Annotated in this window: 19 protein-coding genes and 1 pseudogene; 13 read left to right on the top strand and 7 right to left on the bottom strand. The window is 55.2% G+C overall.

Translation table 11 applies throughout. The features are described from left to right. The first annotated feature begins 280 nt into the window (after positions 1-280). Positions 281-946: a class I SAM-dependent methyltransferase gene (locus Fuma_RS04550; RefSeq protein WP_145943987.1), complete on the top strand. Its 666-nt coding sequence runs from the start codon at positions 281-283 to the stop codon at positions 944-946. Positions 947-1,103: 157 nt separating this feature from the next. On the opposite strand, the gene Fuma_RS04545 is transcribed toward Fuma_RS04550, so the two are convergent. Together Fuma_RS04545 and Fuma_RS04540 are read right to left on the bottom strand one after the other, a co-directional pair. Then, entirely contained in the window at positions 1,104-2,441 is a 1,338-nt protein-coding gene (locus Fuma_RS04545) for a sulfatase-like hydrolase/transferase (protein ID WP_083731796.1), read from the bottom strand. Positions 2,442-2,579: 138 nt separating this feature from the next. Further along, positions 2,580-3,944, bottom strand: a complete 1,365-nt coding sequence (locus Fuma_RS04540) for an arylsulfatase (RefSeq protein ID WP_077023098.1) — start codon at positions 3,942-3,944, stop codon at positions 2,580-2,582. Positions 3,945-4,394: 450 nt separating this feature from the next. Here Fuma_RS04540 and Fuma_RS04535 point away from each other — a divergent pair, with 450 nt between their 5' ends. Beyond that, on the top strand, positions 4,395-4,697 hold the full coding sequence (locus Fuma_RS04535) for a transposase (protein ID WP_077023097.1): 303 nt from the start codon (positions 4,395-4,397) through the stop codon (positions 4,695-4,697). Beyond that, a pseudogene (locus Fuma_RS36735) lies at positions 4,694-5,479 on the top strand (IS3 family transposase); the annotation flags it as partial. The gene Fuma_RS04535 and the pseudogene Fuma_RS36735, both read left to right, overlap by 4 nt. Positions 5,480-5,524: 45 nt before the next feature. Here the strand turns inward: Fuma_RS36735 and Fuma_RS04525 are convergent. Together Fuma_RS04525 and Fuma_RS04520 are read right to left on the bottom strand one after the other, a co-directional pair. After that, complete coding sequence (locus tag Fuma_RS04525) at positions 5,525-7,600, bottom strand: recombinase family protein (protein WP_077023095.1); 2,076 nt, start codon at positions 7,598-7,600, stop codon at positions 5,525-5,527. Then, on the bottom strand, positions 7,593-7,772 hold the full coding sequence (locus Fuma_RS04520) for a hypothetical protein (RefSeq protein WP_145943985.1): 180 nt from the start codon (positions 7,770-7,772) through the stop codon (positions 7,593-7,595). The genes Fuma_RS04525 and Fuma_RS04520 overlap by 8 nt, the downstream gene beginning before the upstream one ends. Before the next feature lie 1,211 nt (positions 7,773-8,983). Between Fuma_RS04520 and Fuma_RS04510 the strand changes: the two genes are divergently transcribed. From Fuma_RS04510 to Fuma_RS04455, 10 genes are all read left to right on the top strand, one after another. Next, positions 8,984-10,327, top strand: coding sequence for a hypothetical protein (locus Fuma_RS04510; protein WP_077023093.1), 1,344 nt, complete (start codon positions 8,984-8,986; stop codon positions 10,325-10,327). Between the two features lie 112 nt (positions 10,328-10,439). Beyond that, positions 10,440-10,994: a hypothetical protein gene (locus Fuma_RS04505; RefSeq protein ID WP_077023092.1), complete on the top strand. Its 555-nt coding sequence runs from the start codon at positions 10,440-10,442 to the stop codon at positions 10,992-10,994. Positions 10,995-11,417: 423 nt separating this feature from the next. After that, on the top strand, positions 11,418-11,996 hold the full coding sequence (locus Fuma_RS04495) for a helix-turn-helix domain-containing protein (protein ID WP_077023090.1): 579 nt from the start codon (positions 11,418-11,420) through the stop codon (positions 11,994-11,996). 332 nt (positions 11,997-12,328) lie between these two features. Then, a complete protein-coding gene (locus Fuma_RS04490) occupies positions 12,329-12,778 on the top strand; it encodes a hypothetical protein (RefSeq protein ID WP_077023089.1) in 450 nt (149 codons plus the stop codon). A 175-nt stretch (positions 12,779-12,953) separates the two neighbouring features. Next, on the top strand, positions 12,954-15,542 hold the full coding sequence (locus tag Fuma_RS04485; protein ID WP_077023088.1) for a hypothetical protein: 2,589 nt from the start codon (positions 12,954-12,956) through the stop codon (positions 15,540-15,542). A gap of 1,348 nt (positions 15,543-16,890) precedes the next feature. Further along, entirely contained in the window at positions 16,891-17,769 is an 879-nt protein-coding gene (locus Fuma_RS34760; RefSeq protein ID WP_145943983.1) for a hypothetical protein, read from the top strand. Between the two features lie 53 nt (positions 17,770-17,822). Continuing rightward, the gene (locus Fuma_RS04470; protein WP_145943982.1) at positions 17,823-18,965 is read left to right on the top strand and encodes a hypothetical protein; all 1,143 of its coding nucleotides are present in this window, start codon (positions 17,823-17,825) and stop codon (positions 18,963-18,965) included. Next, complete coding sequence (locus tag Fuma_RS04465) at positions 18,962-19,249, top strand: hypothetical protein (protein ID WP_077023084.1); 288 nt, start codon at positions 18,962-18,964, stop codon at positions 19,247-19,249. The genes Fuma_RS04470 and Fuma_RS04465 overlap by 4 nt, the downstream gene beginning before the upstream one ends. 107 nt (positions 19,250-19,356) lie before the next feature. Then, entirely contained in the window at positions 19,357-19,818 is a 462-nt protein-coding gene (locus Fuma_RS04460; protein WP_077023083.1) for a hypothetical protein, read from the top strand. 6 nt (positions 19,819-19,824) lie between these two features. Beyond that, on the top strand, positions 19,825-21,420 hold the full coding sequence (locus Fuma_RS04455; RefSeq protein ID WP_077023082.1) for a phage tail tape measure protein: 1,596 nt from the start codon (positions 19,825-19,827) through the stop codon (positions 21,418-21,420). On the opposite strand, the gene Fuma_RS04450 is transcribed toward Fuma_RS04455, so the two are convergent. The 3 genes from Fuma_RS04450 to nadA form a co-directional block, all read right to left on the bottom strand. Continuing rightward, positions 21,368-22,597, bottom strand: a complete 1,230-nt coding sequence (locus Fuma_RS04450; RefSeq protein WP_077022615.1) for an ISL3 family transposase — start codon at positions 22,595-22,597, stop codon at positions 21,368-21,370. The two genes, Fuma_RS04455 and Fuma_RS04450, sit on opposite strands and share 53 nt — an antisense overlap. Positions 22,598-23,051: 454 nt before the next feature. Beyond that, a complete protein-coding gene (locus Fuma_RS04445; protein ID WP_077023081.1) occupies positions 23,052-24,512 on the bottom strand; it encodes an IS66 family transposase in 1,461 nt (486 codons plus the stop codon). A gap of 165 nt (positions 24,513-24,677) precedes the next feature. Further along, the gene (gene nadA / locus Fuma_RS04440) at positions 24,678-25,667 is read right to left on the bottom strand and encodes a quinolinate synthase NadA (RefSeq protein ID WP_077023080.1); all 990 of its coding nucleotides are present in this window, start codon (positions 25,665-25,667) and stop codon (positions 24,678-24,680) included. Between the last annotated feature and the right edge of the window lie 79 nt (positions 25,668-25,746).

The raw sequence follows: 25,746 nt of genomic DNA, 5'->3' as shown, positions 1-25,746 counted from the left end.
ATTGCTGGAAGGATGAGCTGAATCCACGCTCGTGCAATGGCGGCTCAGTCACAGCAAAGGCAAACTGGGACCACCAAACGCTACACGACTCAGGGCGAATGGTAAATCGAGCGTAAGATTCCATCGGTGTGAGCGAAGAACACGCAGAACTGGGCGGAACCAAGTTGAATCGTGATCCACGGGGAAACGCACGCGGCGCGAATCCGCCGTCGAGTCGTTGCATTGGCCGTTTCGTTTCACGATACTCCGCCGCTTTGCCGTGTCACTCACTGGTCGTCGAATGCTCAAAACGCTCCGTAACAACTTTGCCTTCTTCCGTCAGTTTCGACAGCGCTTCGAAACGACCGGGGCCATCGCGCCCAGCAGCCGGTTTCTCGCCAGGTCGATGACGCGGTTCCTCGCAGATCGCGGTGAAAGCCCCATCCGCGTTTTGGAAATTGGTCCTGGCACCGGGCCAGTCACCGAAAAAATTGTGCCGCTGCTTCGATCCGGCGACCACTTCGACATGGTCGAACTTAACGAATCGTTTGTGAGCATCTTAAACGACCGGTTTCAAAACGACGAACAATGGCGTGGCGCGTCTGCGTTTTCTGAGATCCACCAGTTGCCGGTGCAGGAGTTTCTACCAAACGAACAATACGACTTTGTGATTTCAGGATTACCGCTGAACAACTTCCCCGCGGACCTGGTCGAACAGATTGCCAACCACTACTTCACGCTGCTGAAGCCGACGGGTACGCTCAGCTATTTCGAATACATGTACGTCCGCCCGATCCGCAAAGTCGTGACTCGCGGCGACGAAAAAACTCGCATCACTCGCATCGACGACGTCATGGCAGCCCACTGCGCCGATCGCCGCATCGCTCGAGACAACATCCTCATCAACGTCCCTCCAGCCTGGGTCCAACACCTCGCCGGGACGGCCCGGCAGCCGGGGGCGTCGTGAGCGGGAAGACATGGGCCAATTAACGCGCCGGCACCGCTTCCGTTGGGCGCTGGTCGAGATGCCTAAATGGGTACTTGGGGAACTTGGAGTGAGGCGTGTTGCGATTTTGGTGGGGAGTAAGTTAGGCGGGGGCCTCGTGAGTAGGAAGACGTGGACGCTAACGCGTTGGCCTCACTTCTGCTTCCCAGTTCCGCAGCAACTGCTTCAGTTGGATTGCGTCTTTGTTGGGTAGCAAGGAGGCTTGTTCATTTCGATCCTTCGAAAGATCGAACAGGAACTCTTCTGCTTTTTCGCCGTCTACCTGGCGAACGTACTTCGCATCACCATGGCGCACCGCCGACCAAACTCGCTTGCCACGTTTGCCTCGCCAGAACATCGTGCGACTGTAGTCGGCCGTCCCAGACGTGATATGTTGCAGGATGTCGTCACCTTCCAGGCGACCGTCCGCGACGGTAGCACCAGCCAGGGCCAGAAACGAACGAGTCAGATCGAACGTCGCGCAGACCTGATCCGATGTTGTTCCGGCTTCAATGTGTCCCGGCCAGCGGATGATCAGAGGCACGCGGATGCCGCCCTCGAACGTCGTCCCTTTGGCTCCTCGCAAACCGGCCATGTGAGCGACGGGTCCGAAGCCGCCGTTGTCCGAAGCGAAAACCACCACCGTGTTGTCAGCGAGCCCGGCAGCGTCGACGGCTTCCAGCAGGCGTCCCAATTCGGCGTCCAGATCTTCGAGCATCGCCACGTAAGTATTCTGATCCGGTTCCATCCAGTTATCTTCATTGACGAGTTTGTCTTTATCACTCGGCCCCTGATACGGAAAATGCGGACACTCATGCGCAACGTACAGAAAGAACGGCTTCTGCTTGTGGCGGTTGATGAATTCGATCGAATCGTCGGTGATTAAATGAGTCATATAGCCATCACGATGGACGGGCAGGCGGCCTCGAAACAGCACGTGCAGATCGCTGGTTTCACGGTGATTGAAATAGTGAACGTTGCCGCCCGTGTAACCGAAGAATTCGTCCCAACCGTGCTGCATGGGATTGAACTTCGGTTCGTAGCCCAGGTGCCACTTTCCGAACAAAGCACACGCGTAGCCAGCTTCTTGCAGCTTGCCGGGAATCACCGATCGATCCGCGGGCAAGCCGAGGTCACGCTGTCCGGCCAAACGAATAGCGTCGTCATAACGCCCCACGTTGCCGGTCCCGATCGCACATTCCAAACCGCCCACTCGCTGCTGATACCGGCCAGTCAAAAATGCCGTACGAGTCGGACTGCATTCCGGCCCGTTGGCGTAATGTTGAGTAAACCGGACTCCATCTTTGGCCAGCTGATCCAGATGCGGCGTCTTCGCCAACGGATGGCCATAGCAGCCAATGTCTCCGTAGCCCATATCATCGGCGAGGATGAAAATAATGTTGGGCCGTTCGTCGGCGAGGCCGTTTGGTGCCCCGAGAAGCAGACACGAGACCAGCAGTAGAATAGAGTGGTGCATTTTTGACTAATCGCAGTATGTGACAGTGAACGGAACATCTTCTTCGCCGGGGCGAATAAGAAGCGAGCAGCGTCGCATGAGACTCCATCCCTCGTATGCAGCAAGACGCGGCCAGCATTGACGCGTTAAAGCTTGCTACTACTTCAACGGCGTGTGAGCCTCATCCATGATGGCTTCCATTTCTTTCACTTGCTGAGGCTGCGATTTGGCGAGATCCTGTTTTTCGAACGGGTCATTCTTGAGGTTGAAGATCTGCGTCGGCTTGCCCTTTTCTCGGTAGGCCTTCCAGTCACCTTTGCGAACGGCTTGCGAAAAGATCTTCTGATCGGCACCCTTGCAGAATTCGAAGTACAGGTATTCGTGCGACTGCTGCTCAGTTTTTTCGCCTCGCAAAGTCGGCAGGAAGGAGATGCCATCGTTCTGAGGCGGCACCGGCTGACCAACCAGTTCACAAACGGTTGGCAGAATGTCCTGAAAACCGCTCAGATGATCGGTTTTCGTACCGGGTTTGATGACGCCAGGCCAGCGAGCCATCATGGGAGTTCGGATACCGCCTTCGTGCATGTCTCGTTTGTGACCTCGCAAACCGCCTGTCGAATTCCAGAACGTTGGATCGTGTCCGCCTTCCTTATGAGCTCCGTTGTCGCTGGTAAACATCACCAGCGTGTTGTCGTCAATGCCCAGATCTTTGATAAGAGCGAGGATGTCACCGACTTCGTTGTCCAGGTTTTCCAGCATCGCCGCGAATCCGGCGATCGGGTTCTGCACATCGGGGCACGGTTCTCCGGCGGCCGTGTACTTGCCGACTTTGCTGTCGAATTCAGGAAACACTTTACGCCATTTTTCGTGCAGTTCTTTCGGTGCGTGCATCGCAGCGTGCGGAACGGCGGTCGGGATGTAGCAGAAGAACGGTGTCTTCGATTCGGCTTGAGTGCGAATGAACATGAGGGCTCGATCGATGATCTGATCATGTACGAACGTCCCTTCCTCTAGCCGCAGTTCATTACCGTTGTAGACGACAGTCGTCGGGTAATACGTATGAGCGATCCCCTGACTTTTCCAGCCGTAAAATTCATCAAACCCATGTGACAACGGGTTGGGATTGCCTAGCAAATGAGTCTGGCCAAGTCCCCACTTTCCGTAGGCGCCGGTGGCATAGCCCGCGGCTTTAAAGACCTCGGGCAGCACAGTCATGTCCGGGTCCAGCGACGCACCAACTTCGCCACTCCGGTTTCCTCGCAGATAGCAGTGCCCCGAATGCTGGCCGGTCATCAAGACAGCTCGCGACGGACTACAAACCGTGTTACCGGAATAGTGATTCGTGAACTGCAGGCCTTCGGTCGATAGGCGATCAATATTCGGCGTCTGAAATTTTTCCTGGCCGTAGCACGACAGGTCGCCGTAACCGAGATCATCGGCCAGAATGTAAATCACGTTGGGCGAGTCGGCGGCGAAGCAGGCCCCGCTGAACAGGAAAGTGAGTAGCAATGCAAAGCGGTGCATCCGTTTGATCGTCCGTTGTTGAAGGTCAGACAGTTTGTGGTATCGTCAGCCCATGATCCAGTCTCGCACAGTCAACTTCAAGTCAACGCATCATCACGACCGTTTGAGGGTGCGGTCATGGATTTCGGTTTTTTGGGTTGGACGAGCACGCTTGTGGGAGGGCGAGGCTCCTGCCGAGCCGCCGTCAGAGGGCTCCACCGGTGCAATCGGTTCGGCAAGAGCGTCACCCTCCCTGTTTGACAATCATCCATGAGCGCACCCACCGTTTGACAATACGGCGGTCTGGCACACAGTTAGTAGAATTCGATATTGTTTTGCGACACGGCCATCGTTCCACAACACGCCCAACTTCTGCCGGACATCCCCCTCATGCTTAAGACATTCTGGAATTCCCTATGAATAGTGGGCGCTCAATTAAGCGTGTAATATAGCACGCAAGGAGCGTTAACGATGAAGAAGAAGTCAGAGCAGCGATTGCGTCGTAAGCACAGCGACGAGTTTCGTCGGAGTGCGGTGTCACTTGTTGAGGATCAGGGTTACACGACCGCTCAGGCGGCTCGTGAACTGGGGATCAATGATAATTTGTTGCGGACGTGGCGTAAGAAGTACGGGAAGGGGGCCGGTTTGGATTCCGGGATTTCAGAGAGCGATCAGGAAGAGCTGACTCGTCTGCGAAAGGAAGTCACACGTCTTCGTCTGGAGCGTGACATCTTTAAAAAAGCGACGGCCTTCTTCGCGAACGAAAAGAACTGAGATTTCAGTTCATTCAGCACCACAGCGAAGAGTGGCCGATCACATTGATGTGTGACGTGCTGCAGGTGAGGCGCAGCGGGTTTTATGCGTGGCGGAAGCGTCCGATGAGTGCTCGTTCGAAGTATCAGTCGGCGGTGATTTCGGAAATTCGCCAGATTCATTCGGAGCGTCACAAAGACGTTTGCGGGAGTCCTCGGATGCACCAGGAACTGGTGTCACGTGGCTTTGAAATCTGTGAAGCGACGGTTGCAAAATTGATGCGTCAGGAAGGCGTGTCGGCATCGACTCATCGTCGTTTTCGCGTTCGCACGACGGACTCGAACCATGACCTTGCGGTGGCAGAAAACACTGTGAACAGAGAGTTTGAACGTGATCAGGCGAATGACGTCTGGGTGTCCGACCTGACGTACATTCCGACGAAATCCGGCTGGCTTTATCTGGTGGCGATCATTGATCTGCACTCACGTAAAGTGGTCGGCTGGTCGATGGATGTCACGATGTCGACGGACGTGTTTTTGTCGGCATTGGAAATGGCGTTGGGGCGTCGCGGCGATGTGTCGGGGCTAACTCATCATTCGGATCGCGGCAGTCAGTATTGCAGTCATGCATTTCGGTCAGCGCTGCGTCGCAATCGAATCGAATGCAGCATGAGTCGCAAAGGCAACTGCTGGGACAATGCCGTGGCGGAGAGTTTCTTCGCCACGTTGAAGAAGGAGCTGGTTCATCAGTGCGAGTATGCGGATCAGGCGGAAGCTCGGGCGAGCATCTTCGAATACATCGAAGTGTTCTACAACTGTGTTTCATTATGCACCTTTGTTCTATTTGAGTTAAAACTCAAGGGATTGCTGTTTGGGATCTGGTACCGCGGGGTTGCGGTTTCGAGTTTTTGCCTTCCGGACAACGGCCTTTGCCGCTGGCGTCTCCAGTTCGCTGCGATTGATGATCCACGGTCCGTCCGGAAGCGGGTGTTGACCTTTGATATCGGCTCGTTCAATCGCCAGTCTGAGTGTCCGCGTGCTGATGCCAAGATGTTTTGCGCTGTCGGTTAGGTTCATCCAGCCTTGATCAGATTGAGCCTGTGCAGTCCAGCGGGCAATCTTGTGGTAGTTCCGCATCGATGTGACCCGCTCTCGAGTCCACCGGTTTCCTCGTCCCGTTGGTAACCCGTTGCGGTTGAGCAGTCCGGCGATGAGATCGTCGGAACAGATTCGTGCGAGTGACCGGACAGCATCGACGGCCTCTGCTGACGTGGCTGTCGATTTTCCGCGACGACGGCGGGGAAGTCGCAGTTCGGTATGCACACCACCAACCCAGTGGATTGTAAGAATGACTTCGCTCACGTCGTTGTCGACATCCGCAACGATATCGCGGATCAGAGTCCGAACGATGCGTTTCTTGATTCGAATGTCAGCATCAGGATTGTTCCAGACTGCGTCAAGGTCAGCCACGACTGCCATCAGACCCTGCAAATCAGGATCGTCGATTGAAGATCTATCATTTCGTTGCTGATCCATGCGCTCTTCGATGTCACTGACGTGTTGCATCGACGCATTCCATCGTCGTTCCAGTTCCTCGGTGACAAGTCGATTTTCCGGGTCAGCTGCATCGAATTGACGTTGCGCACGCGATGCTTCGTAACGAGCAGACTTGAGTTCACCTTCCAGTGCCTTGAGAACTTCGTTGTCACGTTCGGTTGTTTGCTGGTGAGCGAGCATGGCGGCCTCTTGAGCGGCAGGAGCAACAACACGGAATATCTGTTCTGCTACGGCGATGTCAACGGAAGTAGCACCGAATGCGATGCACTTGGCTTCGCCGTTATCCAGATACCCTCGATGACAGCAGTATCGCGGCACTTTCGCTCCGACTCCGCTGTACGCGACGGCCAGCCGGCGTCCACATTGTTGACAGCCCAGCATTCCCGACAACAGTGCCGAACCTTTTCGAGCAGCGCCTCGCCCGGAACGCAGATTGTTTGACGAAATCAAATCCTGCAATCGTTCGAACTCCTCCCACGATACATAGCCTTCGTGATGTTCGGGAATCAATGCGATCCATTCTTCGCGACTGCGCCGCCGTGTTTTTGAATCGATAAATCCACCTTCATACGATGGCTGATGTTCGGTTCGGCCATACGCATACGCCCCACCGTACACCGGATGAGTCAGGATCTGGTACACCATCCCGTATGTCGGACGCTTCCACTTCAGGACTCCGGCTTTGTCTCGCGCCGGCATCTGGAGATCTTCTTCCAGAAGCCACATCAGAGCTTGCCTCGCACTCCCCAGTTCGAAGCACTTGCGAAACACCAGATTGATCATCTGCTGCACGCGAGTATTCGGGTCTTTCTCAATGCGCTGATCTTTGCCTCGAGTCGTTCCCGTTTTCAGATATCCGACCGGTGCCGAAATGATCAGTTCTCCTCGGCGCGCCTTTTCACGCCGAGCTTCTACGGATCGCTGACGAAGGAGGTCCAGCTCGTATTCGTTCAAACTTCCTTTCAGTCCCAGCAACAGTCGGTCATTGCTCCGGCGAGGAGCGTAGACCGTTTCCTGATCGATGAGTAACGTGTCGACGACTCGACAAACTTCAACCAGTTGCTGCCATTCACGACTGTTGCGAGCAAACCGCGACACCTCTCGTGCAGCAACGGCCCCGATCTTCCCGAGGCACACATCGGCGACCATGCGTTCAAATCCCGATCGAACAACGCTGCCGGACGCGCTGCGCCCCAGATCTTCATCGATGACTTCAATGTCTTTCCATCCCAGTGAACGCATCCGTTGCTGCATGGCATACTGCAGCCTGCGGCTTTCTTCGTTGTGAAGCACCTGAAACGGCGACGACTGACGAATGTAAAGAACGGCTTTCCGCTGAAGATGGATGGCTTCAATCTTTTCACTCATCTTCGGACTCCTTTCCGCTGTTGAGATTTTCAGCATGATGACGAACGAGTTCCGCCAGATATCGGGTCGCTTCTTCCCGAGTCTCGCTGGGCAGATCACTCCATCGCGGCCGGGGCGGACTCACTTCAAACAGATCAAGCTGTGTTGTCGGTTTCGTTCTGGGTTGTGGCATCAGCATCTCCCTGAGAAGATTGGAAATGCTGAACATCTATCAGAAACTCATCGCCCGCTGTGGCGTCCCGCAGCAGTGCTGAAAGATTCAATAGTGCTGATATTGAAACGCAGGGTTCGTCGCGTAGCTGCATGACGCAGCATACAGACTGATTCAACATCCACTGCGGAACTTCACGAAACTTTCCGTCCGTCACGTCGGCAGGACGACACAAATAGACAGCTCCGCGATCACGACGTACGATCGCTCGATCAATCGTGACGGGCTGATCAAACCAAGGGTGCCATCGATACCGAACTACTGCCTCGGTAACATGGGTATCGGTACGTGAGGTTGTACAACGAAGTTCGTCCGCACAGCGCGTTGGACTACCAGACTCCGAACGAGTTTGCGGCCGCGCAGCCTTCGGTTCGAGCTCGACAGACGGGAGCCGCCCCGACCACCTTCGCCATCACCTCGACCTGAGCTCCGCGTTGAAGGCCGAGGCGACAGCGAAGGCGGACGGGGCTCAGCACAACTTGTTTGGAAGATTATTCAATACCAATGTCAGCCCACAACTCTCATAACAACCGGACCTAATCTCGGGGGCAGCCCACCGCCACGGAAGCGTCGAACTCGATCTGCGAAGCCACCAAGAAATTCCGTCCACTGCATCAGGCGGACAAGCTCAGGCCGCTGGTGAGTTTCCAGGCACGAAGGGCAGCGAGGGCTTGCGGTGGCATGACGGCGATTGCCGGACGTGATCGGTACACCGCGACCAAGATGCGAACCGCGTTCTGTGAGGCGTTTGAGGCGGGTGGGAAAGATGGGTGTTGGTGCGAAATAAGCGGATACCGAGATTTGATCCGACCGTTGGAGCAAGTTTACACCACCCGAATTACACCACCCGGCAGCTTTACACCACCCACTGGCGGTCTTACACCACCCAACTTCAGTAAACTTGCAGTGACTTAGGAAAACTGCTGAAACTCGGATGTCGCAGCCACATTTGCCATAAACTAGCAAGGTGGTCGATTTCGCCAATTTTTTACTGGTGTTTCATTACCCCGGGCGGGACTTGAACCCGCACGCTCCGTTTGGAACCCCAGATTTTAAGTCTGCGATGTTGACGCTGAAAACCCTGCTTTTTATCCTTCGAATTGGCCGTGAGTGTGGTTACATCACCCATTACATCACCCGCATCACCAAGATTCAGGGGCGCAGGAAAAACAATGAAAGCCAAGCCAGTCAGAAAAAACAAGACCAAGAAAAGGCCGGTCGACGCACCATCAGACTTCGTTCTGAACTGGCACAAGGGAAGCGGTGCGTGGGTAAAGAAGATCAAAGGAAAGCAGTATTCGTTTGGTTCAGACTGGAGAGTTGCACTACAACGATATCACGAAGATCTGCACTATATCGAAGCTCAAATTCAGTCACCACGGCAGGAACGTGAGGCTGCTGATGTCTTCACAGTTGCCGAGCTGGTGGACTGGTTCATTCTTTCAAAGCGAACGCAGTTCAAGACACCACGGCTTGGCAAAAAGTACGGCCTGCATCCTCAGACGCTGGAACAGCATTTAACAGCCGCTGAGATACTGACGCGAGCATTCGGGGACCGTGCTGTTGTGAGTCTGCGAAGCTCCGACTTTGACGGTCTGATGAGTCGAATTGTCAGCGGCGACTTCGCGAAAGTAAAAGGTCGGAAGCCGAGCGATTCTGTTGTTGATTGCCACGTTCGCCTGATACGCGGCATTTTCAAATTTGGGTTGTCTTCAGATGATTGCCCGCCATTCAAGCCGCCGAACTTCGGTTCCAGTTTTAAGCAACTGCAGGCGAAACAACTGAAGGCAGTCAGGAAGAAAACCAGACTGTTCACGCCGCAGGAAATTCGAGCGATGATGTCGCACGCGAATCCTGAACTTCGCGCCGCCATCCATCTTGCTGCCAACTGTGGGCAGTACACCATCGACGTGAGTGACCTTGAGCCTGAAGACCTTGAAGGCCGGTGGCTTGATAACTTCCGAAAGAAGAAACTTACCGAGCGTCGCGCGTGGCTGTGGGACGAAACAGTTGAGGCCATTAACGAAGTTCGCGCACAACCAAACGAGTTCAATCGGCTGATCCTGAATCGTGCTGGGAAGCCGCTAAATAACCCGAAGCTGGTTGCTGAAACAAAGTGCGAATCATGTGGTGAGATTGTCACCATCAAAGGCGACAGCGATTCCGAATGCAACGAATGCGGAAACACGATCATCTTCGCAACGGCCAGACTCCGCAACGAACGGAACGAAAAGGCTGACGCACTCGCTCAGGCATTTGGCAGGTTGAAGGACAAGTTAGTTAAGCGTGGTCTATTCGTGCGGAACCCGAAACTCGAAAGCGGCTGGAGATGTTTTCGTCACACCTACACGACTGTTGCACACAAGACGCCGGGCGTGCCAATTGAATGCGTGCAACTGACGATTGGTCACACGCCGTCGGGAAGCGGCACAACGCAATCATACATCCATGAGGCGAACGATGATGCGTTGATCAAGATCAGCGAACACGTGCATGATTGGCTATTTAGCGACTGAGTGATCGTTTGAATCGCGTGGGGATAGGGTAGCTCCCGACAAGGCCAGAACTCTGGACTGGCTTTCCCCGCGTTTTCAAAACTCCAGACTCTCGCACCAGAGGGTGAAGACGATGGACCAACCAACCGAGCTAGAACGAATTACTCTACTCGCTGAGAGCTGGGATGATCGGCAGAAAATGTTCGCCGACATCAAAGAAGCCGTTGACGCATTTAACGACACGCACGGCGAACCGTTTAGTGGCTTGTGGGAGGAAGAAGCCGCTGTTCGGCGATGCCACACGGTTGGCGCAGCCATTCGCGTAGTGAATGCGAAGACTGGGCATGAGTTGATTGCCCCACAGCCATTCTTCAGCGTGAATGGAAGCCGCAGCATGGATGAATGTCGAGCTGCTGTCAGCTCGCTTGCTGCAAGCGTTGCTATTGAATCACAGGCTGATATAGCGCCGCGGGAAGTGGTGCCACCGCCACAAGTAAACCGCACTGGCGATCGGGTTTTCAGCCTGAGACAAGTCGAAGCCGTGGTTGCTGCTGTCCGGGAGATTGGCGGTACTGAGTTTCCGAAGAATAAACAGATTCTCGACAAAATCACAGTGCCGTTAGATAAGAGTCTGCTGGCTGACATTAAGGCGATCGTGAAGCAAATCACGCACCCAGAATCGGACTAAAACAGCCTGCGCAGGCGAATCAGGCAGCCTGATTGCCTGATTCGCGAGTCAGGCTGTGTTGACGTAGAGGATTCACTTGCTGAGTTGTCATTGTGCTGAAGCTCTATTACTTCCTTTGCTGGAGAGGCTTCCAATGGCAAGCGTTAAATACAACAGAAGCGTTCAGTTCGTGGCGGAACGCTATGGCATCTCAGATCCCCGGGTACGAACGCTTTTCCGTAATGGTGAAATCGACTGCATTAACATTGCGGACAGCACATCAGACCGTGCCGTGTACCGAACGTCCGACGCCGCCTTGCTTGACTGGGAACGCAGTCGTGCAGTTACCGACGCGAAGCGGCACGCAAGGCTAAGACGATCGAGGAAGAAACCTGAAAATGCGTTTTCGCATTGAGTCGCGACGCACTGAAAGGGATTCTTCTAATGGTTTCCGCTCGAAACTACAGTCGCAACGCAATCCTGATCAACGGCAAGCCATGCCTGCAACATCCGCTCTACTCAGTGTGGCGTGGCATGGTCCAACGTTGCACCAACAAACGTGCTAAGGGATACCGCGACTACGGACGCCGTGGGATTCGCGTCTGCCCTGAATGGCGGGAAGGTGACGGAGTGTTGACTGGCTTTCAGTGCTTCCTTCGCGATATGGGCGAACGTCCATCGAAGCGGTATCAACTCGACCGCCGCGACGGCAACGGGGATTACTGTAAAGACAACTGCCGGTGGCTATCGCAGGCGGAAAATATTCGAAACTCAAGTGCAACAACATTCCGCAGGCTGCAAGTCAGTATTGCCAAGCGTCAGATTCTTGAAGGTGCTTCGAATCGCGAGATTGCCGCCACATACGGCGTGCATCATTCCACGGTTAGCGACATTCGTCGCAATCGCACATGGGCTGATATTCAACCCGCCGCCGCCGACCACCCGTCAGTCAGCCTTCAATCATTCGCTGAGTCATGCTGGAGAGACTGTCAATCAAAGCTCACTGCGAAGGACGCGCCATGACCACCAAACAACCACAACCCCCACCGACACGGACACCCGATCCAAACCGCCCAGTCACACCGCCACCACCGCGGCGATCACCCAACGTCCATACCGCAGCCGATCTACGCCACGCTCTCATTCAGGCCGCTGCCGAGCGCCAACAGCTTCGCGAACGCATCGACAGTCAACAACGGCAAATCAATCACCTGCGAAAGCAGGTGCGGCATTTGTTGGCGCGATTGTATGACGACTGTTGACAGCCGCGCACAAAAAAAACTCGCCCCCAACGCCAGCTAAGCAGAGGAGCGAGTTTCCATGAATCACCAAGACGAAACGGAAATGGATTCGCGATGGATATTGCAACTCTACAGCAACTTGCGTTGGAATCAATCGCTCGATTCCACAACCTGCCGATCAGCGGCCAGATTTTGGCCGCCGCCGATTCCACAACCGAACATCCGTGGTTTGAGCTGCAGAAGCTCGCCAACAGGATCGGATTGCCAGTCCACCCGCTCGAAACGGACGGCCAATATCTCTGCTGCCCGTGCTGCGACAGCGTAAAGCTGGAAGCATTTTCCGGTGACATTGCGACCGATCATTTCAGCGCCGTCCTCAACGAACAGCAGATCAAGTCTGTAGGCCACGCGGATTTTCACGAAGTGCCTTCGTCGATCACAGTGAGGACGTTCATTGCCTGCCAATCGTGCCGCGTCCGGTTCGCTGTCGTGCTCGAAGACCATGCGACAGGAAGGGTGTGTATGTCGCTGGTCGAGCTGCCGGGAAACGAAGGCGACATCTGACGCGAAAGCGTGACAGGGTCACGCCTCACTGACAACGCACGGTGGAACCGCTGCGAATCGCGAATGGAATAGGTCAAAGAACCAATGCCAAGCCTCACGAATGAAAGCCAAGCGAAAATGAACAATCCAAGCAAACGGAAATCGCTCACGGCGATCCGCACATACGGAGTTGAAAATGTATCCCGCGTTCCAGCACTTTCAAGAAGTCGTTGCTGCTCATCCTGAATCCGGACAACACATCAAGCAAGAGGGCAGTGGCTACGTTACGCGATGCCCCAGCTGCGGAAAAAATCGCTTCAGCTTCACTGATGGAGACCGCGGTGTGGTGATGGACTGCTTTTCCGGCGGCTGCAGCACGGAAGCAATCTGTGAAGCACTCGGCGTTAAGATGTCGCAACTGTTTCACGACTACAGCAGCGAAGCGGGATCCGACTGTGGCCAGCCGCAACCACCACGGACCACAACAACATCCGTGGCGAGAAATAAGCAGCTGCCCCAAGCGACGGCTGGACCATCGCGGAAGCGAGCTGAGCACGACAGCGATCCTGCGCCCGATCCAGTCGCCGGAAAAAAAGTACACAAGACGGTTGGCAAAGCTTTTGCCGCACTCGGCTGGTCTTTGCAAAAAAGCGGCACTCTGCCGGAAGCCGAATCGTTACCCCACAAGACGTACACGTATTTCTACGCGGATGGTTCCGTTGCCTGCATCGTCTGTCGCTATAACTTTACAACGGCTGACGGTGGTCGCGACAAAACCTACCGCCAGGTCACTCGCGTCAAAGATGATGGCTGGCAGTGCCTAATGATTAAGGATAATCGGCCGCTTTATGGGTTGCTGGACGTCTTGGATACAGAAATCAAAAAGCCCCTGCCGTCGGGAGGCAGGGCTTTCCTGACAGGTTTGCCTGAGATCACCAGCCGAAAAACAGTCTACGTAAACGAGGGCGAGAAAGCCGCTGCCGCTCTGAGAGTCTTAGGTGTTCTGTCCGTCTCGCCATCCAACGGTGCCAAGTCGCCCCAGAAAACAGATTGGCGTCCGCTTAATGGCTTGAGAATCGTCATCCTTCCGGACAACGACGAATCCGGAGAGAATTTCGCGAAGCGGGTTATCCGGCTTCTGAGGCAACAGTGTCCGCAATCGGCAATTGAAGTTCGTAAGTTCGCCGACGACCCCGAATTCGCCGACGACATCCAATCGAAAGATGATGCTGCCGACTGGTGCGAATTCTATGAGCGGCGCGATCGGAATGAGCTACTGCAAAAGTTGGTGTCATTGCCCGATCGGTCTGCGGAATACCCCGAGACCGCTGAGCAAGCGACGACTGTAGTATCTCGCGGGGAACCGCTCGCCAACCATGAGACCGAAACCACCAAAGAGGATGGAGGGGATGGCAAGGAAACCGTGGTTACCACGCCGCTGTCATTACAGGAAATTAAAGAGAACCTGCATGCAGCGACTGGCGGTTGGCCCAAGGTGACCAGAGGAAGACTATTCGTCCACGAGGGCGATGAGGATGTTCGATTCCTCGAATCGCCCCATCAGTTATTCGCATGGATCGGCAGCCGAATGAACGCGCCGCCTCACTTCAAGCGGGATTCATTTCTTCACACTAAAGAAGAGTTCTATCAGCATCTGATATTCGAGTCGGAGGAATTTTCTCGTGTCGAAACGTTTCCAGAATTTCCGCAGCAAGCGGACGTGTATTACGCGCATCGTGAACTGGAGACCGGCGATGGCTCGCATCTGGAAAAGATGCTCGACTATTTTTTGCCAGCAACAGACGCAGATCGTACGCTAATCAAAAGCATGATCTGCACTTTGGTTTCGGGGATCGAGTACGGACAGCGGCCATTGTTTGTGATCTCATCGCCAGACCGCAACGCTGGTAAAACATCACTCGCGCAAAACGTGTCTCTGCTGGTCGGCGGCTTCCTGAAGTGGTCCGAGCGGCAAGACTTCGACAAATTCGGCGCGAGGTTGCTGTCGTCGGAAGGCCGGGCGAAGAGAGTCGTGCTGATCGACAATGTGAAGTCCGGTCGATTCAGCCACGACGAACTGGAATCGGTCATCACGCTGGAAACGATTTCTGGTCGGCAAAACAACGTCGGTGAATCCAGCAGGCAGAACAATCTGAATTGGATCTTGACAGTAAATGGCCCGAGTATGAGCCGAGACATTTCGACCAGAGCGATTCCTATTCAGATCCGAATGCCAAAACGACGCGACGACTATACAGAGAGCGTCCGGAGCTTCATTCGAGAGCATCTCTGGGACATCCTTGAAGACTGTATTGCTGAGCTACAAAGGCCGGTGCAGGACGTCTCAGGCAGTACGCGGTTCGATTCTTGGGATCGTGGCGTCCTGAAGCGGCTGGAAGGTGCCGGTGACGTTCTTCAGGTAATCGCGTCCCGACAAGGAGGCATGGACGTCGATTTCAAGGAATCGGGCGATGTAGAAAGCTACTTCGACGAGAAGCTGAGTGAACTGGGATACTTGCCCGAGACCGACATCATTTTGATCCCTAACGACGTCGCGACCGAGTGGTTTGAAAACGTTGTGGGAAGGCGCGTAGGAACCTCAAAAATGAAGCGAGACCTTAACCGCATGATCGACGCCGGACACGTGACCAGAATGCACGATGCACGTAATTCGAAGATGCGCGGCATTGGATGGAATGGTGTCACTTCTTTTGAGCACTGCGACGTGGAAGACAGAATCCTGAAACAGGAAGGTGACGACTTTAACAAACGTCGAGGGTTCTAATTGTGATCGTGACGGATTCTACCGTTATCATGACGGCCATTTCGGCAAAATCTGTCATCGGTCGGGACCAGTGTTTTCCCTAGCCAATCCATCTCTATGACTCTTATGACACTTTATTTTATATTGAAGGGAGGGGAGAGAAAAGAAGAAAAGAATACGTAGAAGACACGCAATATAAGTGCTAACTAGGCGGGGTTGGCGCGAAAGCGTCACGGGTGTCATTCCGTCATCGGACGGCGATCTGTCAGCACCACCCACGGCTGCCGCTGACGCCGCCGCCGACCGACCCGAGACCACCCTGGGGGGAGGCTGCAGGGAAAAGGTACTCCGGGCACCCCACCCCGCGCTCAGCCTACCCAGCGGAAGAGGCGGGGTATTGGGTCGTGTCTGGTATATCTAAGTCGTTGCCAGCACAACACTTACATCATTTCAAAGGTCTGAAGGTTGCCCAAATCTTGGCTGCCACAGCCATCTCCAGCCGCATTCACTTCGGCTTCGGACGCCTCACAGGCGATCTGAGGGCCTGAAATCGACCCAGTCGCAACCCACCACGCCGAGATCGGACTCAGGCAATTACAGGGCCATTCTCGCGAAGCTCACGAGAAATCTGACCGCCGTCCTGACCCTCACAATCGTCACTCACACCGGAAAGCGGCAAAACTCCAGCGTTTTTCCACGTCGCCGCCATGCCGCCACGTCGCCGCCTGAATGCTATCGCGCCGCCACGCACATCGCCTTCCAGCAAATCACCACGGAAGTCATAGCGACTACACTACCCACGCAACCGCACCACATTCGCGACACCACAGCCTCAATCTCACCCAAGCCCCACACCACAAAACACCAAATTCCTGCCGAATCCACACATCCCGCAACCCAACCCGACTGAATTCCTTCCCCACTCAACCCCGATTTCGCCAGCCTTTTCGCTGCCCAATACGCCAATCTGGCAGCCAATTCGCAAAAACTTCGCACTTTCCCCAACCTGCTACATTGACATCAAACCCGCAACATGCGATTGTTGTCATCATGACTACTACAAGCCCTACAGATTGCCTGATCCGTCCAAGCCAAGCGGCCAAAATGCTGAGTGTCACCACGCAGTGTCTGGTGAATTGGGTCGACCAACAGATCCTGCGCGCCGTCAAATTGCCCGGTGGTGTGCGTCGCTATTATCAGAGTGACATCACCGCAATTCTGGACGGTGATTGTGGCGATGATGATGGTGGTGATGATGTAGTCGATGTGACTACATATGAGGGTGGCCGCGGGGGGCGGATTGCCGTTGATGGCGACGGTGATGAGCCGCGCGAAGTTCAGATAACCAGACAGAAAATGGATGACAAGAATGATGACAGAAACAGCAACAACAGCAGTGCCAGCAGCATCCTCAATTCAGGACGCATCGCAGCCGCAGCAACAGAGCCTGAGCTTTCTGCAACGGGCGCAGGCTGCGAAGTCACGGGATCGAATGGAGGCGACGAAGGTCTATGCGTCGACGGTCAAGGCCGAGGCGACGGGGAGCCAACCACCGATCACGCCGGACCAGTTTGGCAGCCTCCTTCAACATCTTGGAAAAAATGAACGCGATTTCCTGAAGGATGTCGCACGGGCCAAAGCCATCTCTCATCGCGATTCCGAGCGATCCCGTCTTCCCGGCATCTTGGCTCAACGCGATCAACATGGCAGCCAAATCGACCAGCTTGTCGAGGAGTTGGAAGCCGTCACCGCGCCAATCGAATCCCGACTGTCAGACGCGCGGCATGCGTATCAGGTCCACGACAACCAGCGAGAGCTGATCGATCGCATTCCGGAGCCGGAGCGTGAGGCAATTCCGAGCGAATACGCAGATTTCGTCGACGATGGCGGCAAGAATTTCGGTGCTCAACACTGGTTTCAGAAGCTGAATAGCCTGGCTGGTCGTCGCATTCAGGAAGGTCAGCGTCTGCAGGCCGATCTTGAGTCGCTTCGTAATGGATCGCCTACGACGGCCAAGATGGATCAGGGTGCATCAGCCGAGTCGATCGCAAGCCGCATCGAATCGGCTGAGGTAAACATGCAGGCGGCATTACAGCAAGGGCAGGCCGCGAAACTGTTGGCCGACCAAATCCGCGAGCGGCTTGATCTGCTCACGAGTTGGCTCGATCCGGCAACGGGCTTATTCGTCCCACAAGCAGCCCCGCATGAACTCCCGAAAGTGTCCATCAATGCCCGACGATGGTCCTGATTCGCTTCGCATCACCACGGTTCTACAGCTTCCGACGTAACGGAGTGTTATCAATGTCGCTCTTATATCCGCGAAAAATTGATTGCCCTGAATCGCCGACAGGTTTCAAAATCGCACCGGCAGATCAGCGTCTTCTGGATCAGCAGGCTTATCAAATTGAGGCGAGCCAACGCCGTGCTGAGCAACGTGAGGCCGAAGCATTCGCTGAAGCTCGCGAGCGTCGTTGGCAGCAGGAAGAGGAGCAACGCCGCCGCGAAGGTGCCGCGCGACGCAAGACGATCGCCGCCGATAATTCGCCGCCGCGTGACCGCGTTCCTTATCACATCATCAGTATGCTGCAGGAGCGAGCTGCGAAGGTCAAGACGTTCCGCGAGCAGCTTCAGCAAGTTCCGAGGCAGCTTGTGGAGGGCGGTATCCTCGCGTGCTTCAGCCAGCACAGTGGAGTCCAGACCGCGTTGAATCACGGCGGTAGTCGTCGCGCTGTATTGCGAGAAGCGATCGCGAAGCTGAGAGTCGACGATGAATCAGACTTTGCAATTCACGCCAGTTGTGACTACATCGAGCGATTACTCACTGAAGACGAAGTCGCCGAGCAGTTACTGCAATCCAAGCCACGGAATGTTGCCGCGTCGTTCAATGAACCCGTCGCCGAAGTTGCCACACCTGCGAGGCCGGTTGTCGATTTCCAATTCGCTCGCGACCGACTGCAATACGCCGCACTTGCCGCGTACAACGGCGGTAAAATTGACCAGCCGCACCTGCCTTATCCCATCGCTATCGATGTCAACACAGCGAGCGTTGAGCATGAGTCACAACCGACTCTGCTGGACCACTCTCCAGCAAAAAGAGTCGGCACGCACACAGCCCAGATCGACAAAAAGAGCGGAATGCTGCATGCGATTCAGGGGCGATTCACCATTGACTCACCAGCCGCAAGAGAAGTGTATTCATCATTTGTTCCCGGCAATGAAATTAGTTCGCACAAATGGCAAGCCAGCGTTCGTGGTGACTGGTCACGGCTCAGCTTCATCAAGCCGGGGAAAGTGAAAGTCGTCAACAACCAGCGAATCGTGGGTCCGTGTTTAGTCGCGCACGATTTTGCTTGGCGAGAAACGAGTTTCACCGGACTTGGCGCAAATTCCGATCGGAAGAACAAGGTTGCACAATTCCATATTTCGGAGCGGGACGAAGCATGAGCAACGCAAAAACGAAGACACTTCAAAAGTTAATCGCAGCCGCTACTGAGCGAAACTTCGCTTCGGCAAAACCATTCGTGGATTTCGACGGCGCAGGATCGGCCGAAGACGCAATTCAGAACCTGCTGGTCGATTGCGCCTTTTCAGGCGACGCTGAAATAAAAGCGATGGTCAGAGATATCGGCGCACATCGCGTCGAAGTCGCTCGCGAGTTAGTGCCGGTTCATGGCAGCAGCGAGCATGACATCGTCGGCTGGTTGCCGATTTCAGAACTCCAAACATAACGCGCGAGACGGTTGTCGCGATCCGTCACACGCGCCACAGCCGCCCGGACTCATCCATTCCGCGGCGGCTGTTTTTTTACAATTATCTTCCGATGCAATTCTAAGTTATGTCCCGCATCACAAAAAAAATCAGCGACCGATCAGACCGATTTCTGCGGAAAGTCGACCGCGCGAAAAACACGGCACTCTACCGCGCTGGTGGCTATGGCCGGACCACGTTGCGACGAATGTTCCGCACGCGAAAGGCGATCAGTGAGCCGGGTCAGGTTCCATCCTCCCACGGGCGAATCAAGGGGCTGGCGATGTTCGAAGTGGACACGCGCAAGAAAACCGTGGCCATCGGTATGCGTGCAACGGGCGGGTTGAATTCAGACCTTGCGGCAAAGCTGAACAAGGGCGGAACCACCAATGCACTCCGTCAGCGACGACACCGCAAAACCGGCCAAAAAATCGGACCCGTGAAGCGACTGAGACAACGTGTTCGCGCGAGGCCGATCATCGATCCGCTGGTGAAAAAAATCACTCCCAAAACGAAAGCCATCTTCATTAACCAGCTCAAAAAGGTTTAACGAATCATGGCTATCACTCAGCTCGGCAAAGCCAACTGGCAAGTCGGCATAACAGACAACGTCTCGCGAGCAGTCCGGCAGATTCGGTCCAATATAGAGGAAGGAATCGGGCAAGCCGTCCGCCGATTCACGGATCGGATTCAGGGTGGTCTGGACGCAGTCGGGCGAAGGCTTCAACGACTTGGCGCTCAGTTCACCAGCTTCGGCGCGAAGTTGGGCGGAATCGGTCTTGCGATCGCGTCTCCGATCTTTTTGTCCGTGCGGTCGTTCGCCACGCTAGACGATCAACTGCGATTACTCAGCGGCATCACGGGTGCGTTACCGAGGCAATTTGCCAGTGTATCCGCTCGCATTCGTGAACTAGGTCGGACGACAAGTTTCACCGCTGCGGAAGTTGCCGCAGGTGCCGTGGCGTTGGGTCGGGCCGGGTTTGATACGACCGAAATCGAAACGTCGATTGGTTCCATCCTCAACCTCAGTCGTGCCACGGGAACTGAGCTAGCCGAGTCTGCTGACATCGCGGGGAACACCCTTCGCGGATTCGGCTTGGACGTGAGCAAGACGGGGCAGGTCGTCGACGTATTAACCGCAACGGCAAATGGTTCGGCCCAAACGCTTACCGATTTGTTCGAAGGCATGAAGCTAGTCGCGCCGATTGCCAATCAGGTCGGCGCGAAGGTCAGGGAAACTGCCGCGTCGCTCGGGATCTTAGCCAACATCGGCATTAAAGGTTCCATGGCGGGCACTTCGCTTCGTCAGGTGTTCCTGCAACTCGCCAAAACAGACACGCAAGAAACGCTTAAAGGTATCGGCGTTGCCGTCACCGATGCCACGGGCGAGATGAGGCCGTTGAATGACATCCTCAGCGACATCGTCAAACAGTCCGGCAGCCTATCGAAAGTCAAACGGCTTGACCTGTTCGCAGACCTATTCGACTCGCGTGCTGCAGGTGCCGCCGCTGCAGTTGGTGCCAGTACTGAGGCTGTCGAAAGCTTCCGAAAGAAGCTGGCTGAAGCAAATGGTGTAGCCGCCCGAACCGCCGCGCAGATGGATGCCGGTGTTGGCGGTAGCTTCCGTCGATTCCTCTCAGCCATCGAAGGTATCTCGCACGCCATCGGTAGCTCGCTCGAACCATCGCTGAAAGATCTGACCGACAAGTTCTCTGACGTTGCCGGTCGCGTCACTGAGTTCATCGGCAGGAATCAGGGTTTGGTCGCGACCATCGCCGCCGTGGTTGCCGGGATGATTGCCGCCGGTGCCGCAATCACGGGAGTGGGGCTTTCCTTAACCGTCGTCGGCGTTGGGTTAAGAGGTGTTGCGTCATCGCTTGGACTCATCACCGGCCCATTGAATCTAGCCATCACCGGTTTCCGACTTCTTACCACGGCTGCCGCATTATCGGCCACAAACATCGTCGGCGTGTTTCGCGTGATGGGTGCCGCACTACTTCCAATCTTCGCAAAGATCGGCTTGGCACTCGCAATAAGTTTGAAGTCCGCCGCGAGTGGCGTGGCCGCTGCATTGCTTCCGATCTTTGGTCCATCCGGGATTATTGTGGGTAGAGGTCGAGTCCTCCGCAGTAGAAGAGGATGGCGGTTTTGAAGTTGTCGCGGTTTCGGTATCCGCCGACTCTTCGTTTGATGGCCATGATTTTGCTGTTCATTCCTTCGGCGACGGCGTTTGTGATTCCGTGAGTGCAGTAGCTCACCACATTGGCTAAGCGTTCTTTGATCGTGCGAGCGACTTTCTTCATTGGCTCCAGCTTTGTGTGGATGACTCGCTTGTACCAGTCATTGAAGAACGTCGTGGCCTCTGCCGGAGTGTCATGAACCCAGAGGTCTCGCAGCATCTCCTTGTAGGCCCACGCTTTGCCCGTGAGTAACTCTGCCTTCCATGCGGCATCAAAGCGTTCCTGCTGTTTTTCGCTGAGATTCTCCTGGCCTGAAAGCCACAGATACCGAGTTCCCGTCAATCGATCATCGCCTTCGGCGCGAAGCTTCTTCTGCTCCGACCGACGGACCTTGTCGACGGCTTCGGTTGCCAGCTTCATGATGTGAAAGCGGTCGTGCACAATCTTCTGTTCGGCCAATGCAATGTTGCCTTTGGTGCTCTTGACGTATGCGGCACTCATGTCCATCGCAACCGCCTCCACAGACTGCTTTTCACTGTCGGAAAGCTGATCGAAACAGGCATCAGCGGCTGCCGTGTCATGACCATCGGAAATCGCTTCGACAGTGCTCTTGTCCAAGTCATAGATCAGCGTGACGTAGTTGTGTCGTTTTCGAAAGGCTTTCTCGTCGATGCCGATTCGAGGGAGGTTCTTCGATTGTTTGCGATCCTTCCCGCGAGCCACCGCCTTCTGCAGAATGTGCCACGATTCATCCCATGAGATCCCCAGAATGCTGCACGCCCCTTTCACGGTTTGTGTGGCCAGAAGAACGTCGATGGCGAAGCGTTCAAAGAACAATGAGAAGCGGCTGTTCTTTTCCGCCCAGGGAAGCCTGATCTGTTTGACGCCATGATCCGGGCACTTCACGCGAGGCGTGCGGGCATGAAGGATGGTCGCAAATTGCATCGTGTCCAGATGCCGCCATTTGCGAGACTTCGTGTGGTCATAGCACGGCAGCTGCCTGTCGCAATCCGGACAGCAAAAAGTTTCGCCCTCGCCATGTTCGACGAAAACGTCGACCTGTTGAGCTTCCATATCCAGCTGAACGTCCGCCACAAACCACGGCCCCGTCAGTCCCAAAATCTGTTCGTAAAAGTCTGTTCCCTGCATCCCACGAAAACTAACGAATTAACGCCTCACCCACAAAGAACCCGGATGGACCAACTTATTCGAGGCGCAGCTATATTCAGCGTGACTAGCAAGTGCGTCGACCAAAATCAATTTGATAGAAACCACCCCTTACGCTATATCGACCGCTGAGCAGCGGTGGTCTAGTTCCAGAAGTCGGGTTTACGTCCGTATTACGGTAGATTTATCGACCACGTCGCGCCGGATTCTAATGGCCGCGAGGAGAAAGAAGGGGCAGGACTCTTTTCGCGTTTCGTTGCTCCCGGCACGAACAACGCCTCGCTGATTTTCGTTCGTCGATGTGCTGCCGACCTCGATCGAACTTGCTGATAGCTATCCACCGGCGACGGGATTTGCCGACCACGGAATTGACGGGCGCTCCTTTCTGTCACGTAGCTGTCCATTTCCGCGTGGTGCGCAGCGTGAGGTGTGGTGTTCAGTTGGCGGGGACGAGTTTGGACAGTCGCGACTGACCGGGCGGCGCGGAGGTCAGGCCGACTTCAAGTTTCAGTCGATCAAACAGACTGAATCCATCCTGCTGCCACGTCATGACCTCGGCCACCACGGAACTGAGCGTTGGTGTTTTCAGATGGAGATTCAGCGATTCCAGGACGCTTGTAAGAATGCTGCGGCGACGGGCTCCCTTCGATGTTTTGCTCGTTCGACCTGTGCGACGGTCCATGGCCGCGCCGCGAAGACTGCGTTCCGCTTCGTTGTTCGTTGCTGGCGCGGCCGGGCTTGTCACAAAACAAAACAACTCCTCTTCCGTCATCAGCCGAATCAGTTCTGAGACCAGGTTGGCAAAATCCTTGCCGAAGTCGGCCGCCCGAACATCGGAATCCTCGGCGCAGTAACGCACCAGCAGAGCCGCCAGCGTGTTATCAAGTTCATCGACCTTCGCCGCACGACCGGCATCGCCAAGACGACCATCGGCGGCGTGGCGTTTGGCCGCGTAGAAAATTTCCAGCAGGCCGTCGAGCAGTCGCTGGTACTCTTCGTTGTCCGGCTTCAGCAGCGTCAGACGGATGGCCTTCCGCAGCAGGTGAGCCCAGCATTTCTGTGCGTGACTGAAACCTCGGTACACGGCCGCATCGTCCGAAACAAGCACGCCTCCAAACAACTCTTTCGACAGGATCTGAGCCAGTGTGTCGCCGTCTTTGCGGCATCCGAAGATCAGCACGCGCGCCTTCTCCGACAAAAAAGCCCACACGCTGTTGATACTCCAACTGGTTTCGTCTGCATGCACAATCGCACTGAACGCCATCAGGTCACACAGAGATTCGAATTCCTGTTCCCAACGCCGTGCCAGTTGATTCAACAGAGCGTCCGCCTGGGATTTGCCGAGCGGCAGATTCCAGAAGAATTCAATCAATGCACACGTCTTGTCGATCGACAGTCCCGTGATGGTCACAATGCGAGCCAGCGCGATATGAACTTCAATGCCGAATTCGGACCGCGGCCACACGCCCGGAATTTCGGATTTCTCGCCGTTGGGGCCGTGATAGATTTCATAGACGACCTGCACGGCTTGGCCGTTGATCACTCTCCAGACGAAACGTTCCCGAACGAAACGGCACTCTGCGACGTTGTAACCTTCCGGCAGAATGAGTTCGCGTCGTTCGGCGTTGTCCGCTTTCTGCTCGGTTGTGCGACGACCGCGACGCGCCGAGGATTGTTTTTTGCGACCTTTTCGGCGGCCCGTTTCAGCGCGGCGTCTCTCTTCCGCCGTCACCGAAAACGCCTCGTCGAGTCGCTCTGTGGGGTTCTTACCTTCGAGCTCTTCAATCCGATCACGCAGCCGCCGGTTCTCGTCCCGCAGCTCCGCAACCTCACGCTGCAGGCTAAGCACAAGCTGCTTCACTTCCACAGCGATGATCTGACTGACATCCGTGTCCATCCACCTGTCGTATCAAAATCTAACCGACAGAAAAAGACCAGTCTCCAAGCTGAAATGGACAGCTACGCAATCCAGGCCACCAACTTCACTGGCGAAAACTACCGCGACGTTCGCACGAATATGACCGATTGCAATCGCAATCATGCCCAATCGCATTCGCGTGGCCTACAGCAGGCTCTTGTCCAAAACGGCTCGAGCTTTTTCGAAGTAGTCCTGCCAGACGATTTCCGGCGTGCCGTCTCGGAGGCAGTCGCGGACTTTTTGTAGGGTGTTGCGAGCCATGTGTGGGCAGCGGTTGCAGGCGCAGGTTTCGCCCGTGTCGACCATGATGCCGGGGACAGGCACGAAGTTGTGTTGCGGGGCCGACTTTTCGAAGGCGTGGATCATGGCCGATTCGGTGGCCACCAGAAATGTTGTGGGCTCCTTGACCGACATCACGTGCTGACGCATTTTTTCCGTACCGCCAATGAAGTCGGTGATCTCCAGAATGTTTTGCGGGCATTCGGGGTGAGCGATCACTTTGCTGCCGGGGTTGTTCCGCTTGGCTCGGATCAAATCCTGAATGCTGAAGACCTCATGCACCATGCAGGAACCCGGCCACAGAATCATTTTCCGCCCGGTGACTTCCATCAGATACCTGCCCAGGTGCTGGTCCGGTACGAACAGAATTTCCTTGTCGTCGGGCACTCGGCCAATAATTTCCTGGGCGTTCCCGCTGGTCACAATCCAGTCGCACAGGCTCTTGACCGCTGCCGACGTATTGATGTAGGCGACAGTTTCGAAGCTTCGACCTTCGGCACGCAACTGTTCCTGAAAGCTGCCTAACTGGTCGGCCGGGCAGCTTTCTGCCAATGAGCAACCTGCCAGCATGTCCGGAATGAGGACTCGCTTTTCCGGGTTCATGATCTTGGCGGATTCGCCCATGAAGTGGACGCCCGAGAACACGATTGTCGACGTTTTTACTTTGGTGGCGTCGCGAGCCAGTTTGAGGCTGTCGCCGGTGAAGTCTGCGATGTCCTGGATTTCGCCATCGACGTAGAAGTGAGCCAGAATGCTGGCGTCTTTTTCCTTCTTGAGCTCATCGATTTCGTCCATCAGATCCAATGGATCTTCGTAAACTTCTTCTTTGTCACCCGTGATTACAGGTAGTGACATACGTGAGTGCCTTGTTTGGTTTGAATCTGCTACGGCCGTCCCGGAAACGGACGAATGCCTGCCCGCCCGTATTATTGCG

The sequence above is a fragment of the Fuerstiella marisgermanici genome (assembly GCF_001983935.1).
In the GTDB taxonomy this organism is placed as follows: domain Bacteria; phylum Planctomycetota; class Planctomycetia; order Planctomycetales; family Planctomycetaceae; genus Fuerstiella; species Fuerstiella marisgermanici.
The sequence above is the reverse complement of the archived record's forward strand: the minus strand, read 5'-3'. Positions and strand labels throughout refer to the sequence as shown.

What these genes read in the sequence shown, in the direction of transcription:
- nadA (WP_077023080.1), bottom strand. Translation starts at nt 25,667, where the DNA reads ATGTCACTACCTGTAATCACGGGTGACAAAGAAGAAGTTTACGAAGAT.
- Fuma_RS04535 (WP_077023097.1), top strand. Translation starts at nt 4,395, where the DNA reads ATGAAGAAGAAGTCAGAGCAGCGATTGCGTCGTAAGCACAGCGACGAG.
- Fuma_RS04465 (WP_077023084.1), top strand. Translation starts at nt 18,962, where the DNA reads ATGAGCAACGCAAAAACGAAGACACTTCAAAAGTTAATCGCAGCCGCT.
- Fuma_RS04510 (WP_077023093.1), top strand. Translation starts at nt 8,984, where the DNA reads ATGAAAGCCAAGCCAGTCAGAAAAAACAAGACCAAGAAAAGGCCGGTC.
- Fuma_RS04520 (WP_145943985.1), bottom strand. Translation starts at nt 7,772, where the DNA reads ATGCCACAACCCAGAACGAAACCGACAACACAGCTTGATCTGTTTGAA.
- Fuma_RS04540 (WP_077023098.1), bottom strand. Translation starts at nt 3,944, where the DNA reads ATGCACCGCTTTGCATTGCTACTCACTTTCCTGTTCAGCGGGGCCTGC.
- Fuma_RS04545 (WP_083731796.1), bottom strand. Translation starts at nt 2,441, where the DNA reads ATGCACCACTCTATTCTACTGCTGGTCTCGTGTCTGCTTCTCGGGGCA.
- Fuma_RS04485 (WP_077023088.1), top strand. Translation starts at nt 12,954, where the DNA reads ATGTATCCCGCGTTCCAGCACTTTCAAGAAGTCGTTGCTGCTCATCCT.
- Fuma_RS04505 (WP_077023092.1), top strand. Translation starts at nt 10,440, where the DNA reads ATGGACCAACCAACCGAGCTAGAACGAATTACTCTACTCGCTGAGAGC.
- Fuma_RS04490 (WP_077023089.1), top strand. Translation starts at nt 12,329, where the DNA reads ATGGATATTGCAACTCTACAGCAACTTGCGTTGGAATCAATCGCTCGA.
- Fuma_RS04455 (WP_077023082.1), top strand. Translation starts at nt 19,825, where the DNA reads ATGGCTATCACTCAGCTCGGCAAAGCCAACTGGCAAGTCGGCATAACA.
- Fuma_RS04460 (WP_077023083.1), top strand. Translation starts at nt 19,357, where the DNA reads ATGTCCCGCATCACAAAAAAAATCAGCGACCGATCAGACCGATTTCTG.
- Fuma_RS04445 (WP_077023081.1), bottom strand. Translation starts at nt 24,512, where the DNA reads ATGGACACGGATGTCAGTCAGATCATCGCTGTGGAAGTGAAGCAGCTT.
- Fuma_RS04495 (WP_077023090.1), top strand. Translation starts at nt 11,418, where the DNA reads ATGGTTTCCGCTCGAAACTACAGTCGCAACGCAATCCTGATCAACGGC.
- Fuma_RS04450 (WP_077022615.1), bottom strand. Translation starts at nt 22,597, where the DNA reads ATGCAGGGAACAGACTTTTACGAACAGATTTTGGGACTGACGGGGCCG.
- Fuma_RS04525 (WP_077023095.1), bottom strand. Translation starts at nt 7,600, where the DNA reads ATGAGTGAAAAGATTGAAGCCATCCATCTTCAGCGGAAAGCCGTTCTT.
- Fuma_RS04470 (WP_145943982.1), top strand. Translation starts at nt 17,823, where the DNA reads ATGTCGCTCTTATATCCGCGAAAAATTGATTGCCCTGAATCGCCGACA.
- Fuma_RS04550 (WP_145943987.1), top strand. Translation starts at nt 281, where the DNA reads ATGCTCAAAACGCTCCGTAACAACTTTGCCTTCTTCCGTCAGTTTCGA.
- Fuma_RS34760 (WP_145943983.1), top strand. Translation starts at nt 16,891, where the DNA reads ATGATGACAGAAACAGCAACAACAGCAGTGCCAGCAGCATCCTCAATT.